Source organism: Vibrio sp. 10N.222.55.B11 (genome assembly GCF_041473705.1).
GTDB classification, from domain to species: Bacteria; Pseudomonadota; Gammaproteobacteria; order Enterobacterales; family Vibrionaceae; genus Vibrio; species Vibrio crassostreae_C.
Genome location: NZ_JBFRST010000094.1, coordinates 1 through 3966, shown reverse-complemented (window position 1 = coordinate 3966; position 3966 = coordinate 1). Strand labels below are relative to the sequence as shown.

Annotated in this window: 3 protein-coding genes; all 3 read left to right on the top strand. The window is 50.5% G+C overall.

Going from position 1 to position 3966, the window contains the following annotated elements; genetic code table 11:
* Nucleotides 1-17: 17 nt before the first annotated feature.
* Nucleotides 18-431, top strand: a complete 414-nt coding sequence (gene trbB / locus AB4503_RS24135; protein WP_016800100.1) for a type-F conjugative transfer system pilin assembly thiol-disulfide isomerase TrbB — start codon at nucleotides 18-20, stop codon at nucleotides 429-431.
* Nucleotides 428-1834: a conjugal transfer protein TraH gene (locus tag AB4503_RS24130; protein ID WP_016800101.1), complete on the top strand. Its 1407-nt coding sequence runs from the start codon at nucleotides 428-430 to the stop codon at nucleotides 1832-1834. Before trbB ends, AB4503_RS24130 begins: the two co-directional genes overlap by 4 nt.
* 3 nt (nucleotides 1835-1837) lie before the next feature.
* Nucleotides 1838-3966, top strand: a 2129-nt coding sequence (locus tag AB4503_RS24125; protein ID WP_372115831.1) for a conjugal transfer protein TraG N-terminal domain-containing protein, incomplete at its 3' end; no start/stop codon positions are given.

The following is a 3966-nucleotide window of genomic DNA, read 5'->3' as shown; positions in this document are numbered from 1 at the left end:
AAACGTAAGGAGGCGCTATGCCATTTCTTCGTACCCTTGTGCTTGCTTTTTTGATTCATGCCGCCAGCGCACACGCTGCCATGCAAAACCAATATGCCCTAGTGTTCTTTTTTGAAAGCACCTGCCCGTACTGCCATAAGACCGCCCCTAAAATCACTCGCCTTGGCGAGCGATTTCAATTGCCGGTTTACGCCTTCTCTGTTGATGGGCCGGGCCTTCCAGGGTTTGAGGTCCCTATTCCTGTCACACCAGAGATAGGCAAGACCTTTTTCCCAGGCCAGGGAAAAACGGTCATGCCTGCGACCTTCTTAATGAACGTGAACAGCCGTAAGTTCTCACGTCTGAGCATTGGAGACGTACCAGAAAGCACGCTTGCCCAAAGCATTCAGAACGCCCTTAACGATCCGCGAGTGCAGGAGGCTCTCCAATGAAGCGCTCACTTTTCCACCACTTGTCCACCGTTGCGGTGAATAAGCGAGTTATTCCTTTATTTCTCATCAGCTTATCAGGCGTAAGTCACGCCGACACCAACCACTCGCTGGCCCGCTTTTTTGATAACTCAGGGTACAACGCCAACGTCTCAACCCCGACGGCTTACCAAGGGCAATCGGCCAACTACTACACCGGTGGCAGTTTGTTTGTGCGTAATCAAATTGTCGATGCACAGTTGGTCAGCGTCACTGTCCCCTCCATCAGTACCGGGTGCACTGGCATTGATATGTTTATGGGGGGATTTTCACACATCAGCTCAGACCAACTGGTGAAACTGGGCAAAGCCATTATTCATAATGCCCCTCCTTTTATTGTCAACTTAGCCCTGCAAACCTGGGCACCGCAGCTCAAGCAAAATCTGGATAATCTCCAAGCCAGGCTCGACAAATATCTCAATCAATCGGTGAACTCTTGTGAAGCCGCGCAAGCGTCCATCGGTGGACTGGCCGCCTTTGCCGCTCCTGCTACCAAAAAGCATGTCTGCGCGACGCTTGGTACACAAAACAACGCCTTCTCAGATTGGGTTCAAGGGCAGCAGGAATGTGGCGCAGGAGGCAAAGCAGCGGGTCAGCTAAAGGACGCCAAAAAGGATCCAGCCCTGAAAGACATGACCCAAACCAATCACAACGTGGTCTGGTCTGCGATCATGAATAACGCTTTTTTGTCCTCCGACAAAAATCTAGCGCAATTCATGATGAGTTTGTCAGGCTCTTACGTGTACGACAAAGACGGCAATCCGCGTTATTACCCTAGCCTTTTGACCGACAACAACAACCTCGTCAACGTGCTGCTCGAAGGGGGCAAGGCTGACGTTTATCAGTGTCGCAAAACAGGCCCAGATGCGTGCATTACCATTACCAAGCGCAATAACTTATCCATAAGTCAAACTAACGGCATACAAAACCAGATACGCAAACAACTGGAATCGATACTGCAAAAGATAGCCACCGACCAAAGACTCACGCGTCAACAAGAGGGTTTTCTGGAGCTGATTCAAACGCCGGTACTCAAGTTCTTTATTGACGACTTATCCGCCAATCAAACCCCCGATACCAGCAACTACTCGCGAATGATAGCGGTGGAGCTGCTTAATCAGTACCTCGTGAGCATGTTAAATGTTGCCCGCCAATCCTTGGCCAACACCAACAACAGCCAGGATGACATCGCCCTCATCACTCGTGATATCGATAACGCCAAACGCTTTACCGCGGGGCTGGCTGAGAACGCCATTGAGGCGCTCAACAACCGCAATCAACTGATTGACTCGCAAAGAAAGACCACGCAGCAAAGCACAAAAGAAATCAGCACGACCACCAAACCTACCCCGGCTTATGGGAACTGACCTATGATACTCGAATATTACACTTACACTTCCGGCGAAGTGGTCAACAAAGCCTTTAATGCGCTGGCCACTTTTTTTAGAACCAATACCTTTGGGGATTACTTACAGATGTGCATGATGCTGGGGCTTATCACCAGTTTGTTTATCTTCATGCTGTCACGTAACCCCAAAGACCTCATCAAATGGATGGTGGTGTTCTTTGCCGTACCCCTGTTTCTTATCAACATGAAAGCCGACATGCTCATCATTGATAAGACGCAACCGGGTAAGGCTTACAAGGTGGATAATGTCCCTTACCTCGTGGCCGTGCCTACTTACTTTTTCTCTTCTATCATGGTGGGGATGGCCGAAGGTGTGGAAGGCATTTTCACCACCTCCGACGATGAGCGTTATGGTCGTACTGGGATGTTGTTTGGCTCTGAGCTGTATCAGCTCTCAAGACAATCCAGGATTAATGAGCTGGCGCTGCAAAAACTCTGGCGAGACTACTTTCATAACTGCATGATTGGGGATGTGAGAATCAATGGGAAATACACCTGGGATGAACTCTTTACCGCCCCTGATATTTTTGCCTTTTTAGACGGCGTTAGGCAAAGCCCGTTGCGCGCCCTTTATCTTGATGAAGGCGGCGGCCGAAGCACCTACAAGCGATGTGAAGAAGCTTACCCTATCATCAAGCAGCGCTTTGATGATGCCGCCAATAAAAACATGAGCTTGTTAGCGCATCAATTGCTTGGCAAAGACGCGGACCGTTATAAGCCGCAAGTGGTGCAGTCACTCACCCGCAGCTACGACAAATTTTTTAGAATGAGTACCAGCGCGTCCAGCACCATCAAACAAAACATGCTGATGAACGAGCTACGCTACAACCTTGATAGCCTTGACCCAACGCAAGCTGCGCTCAATTACGCTTATACCACCAATAAACTGCAAACCACCTCAATGTGGGCGTCATTAGGTTTGATGGCAAGAGAATACTTGCCGATGCTCCATACCATGATGTTTATGTTGTTCGCGTGCCTAGGCTTCTTTGTTGCAGGTGCCGCGGTCATTCCTGGCTTGACCATGATGGTGTTAAAAAACTATTTTGGGACGTTTGCCTTTTTGGCCACGTGGCCAGCCTTGTTTGCCATCATCAACGGCTTTCAGCTTTGGGGACTGGAATCTCTGTCTACGGATGTCTCGGGGAAGTTCGGGGGGCTAGTGCTTTCCAACGCGAATGCCGCGGATGAGCTTCACAGCCGCTTCGCCTGGATCACGGGTATCTTGATGATAGGCGTCCCTATGATAGCCAAAGGCATTTTAAAAGGCGGTCAAGAAGTCATGTCGAGCATGAACTACCAGCTCTCGAGCATGATTAACTCGACCAATGCCAGAGCGAGCGCTGCAGCGTCCACGGGTAATCTGGATTTTGGCAGTATGCAGATTGACAACCACAGCATGAACAACACCCATGCCAATAAGTTTGATACCAATACCCTCGCCAACCAAGGTCACAGCTACACCCAAAACCCAGACGGCTCGGTGACCACACAACACGGAGATGGGCGCACCACCTACGACAGCTCACAAACCACCAGTCGCGGCAACATCAGCGCCAACACGCAAAGCATGCTGCAAGAGAGTGTGGCGAATGCCCGCAATCAAACGCAGCAAAACCTTGAACAAACCAGTACCCAACTGAGTCAAACCCTCCAAGGAGGCGCCGCGCTGAGCGACCGCTGGCATGATAGTGTGAGTAAAAACCTGGCTTACGGTGAAGGCAATACCAGTGGCTTTAATACTCAAGTCAGCCAAGGTATGAATGACATGCAAACGGCGGTTGACAGCGTGATTCAACAAACGGGTTGGACGAAAGACCAATCAAAAGCTTACCTGCAAAGTGTCTATGGCGGCTTCGAGGGCGGCGTAGGCACCGGTAAAGGGGCATCGCCATTCAATTTAGGCGCCAGTGGCGGCGTGAAATGGTCTGATGATGAACGTACGGCTTACAGCAATATGAATGCCGAGCAAAAGCAGCAGCTTGAGCAAGCCACGCAGCAATACACCGAAGGGGCCAATGCCGTGACCAGTGCCGGCACGCAGGTGGACAATAAAGACACCCGAACGTCGGTTGAGCAGTTTGCGCATGA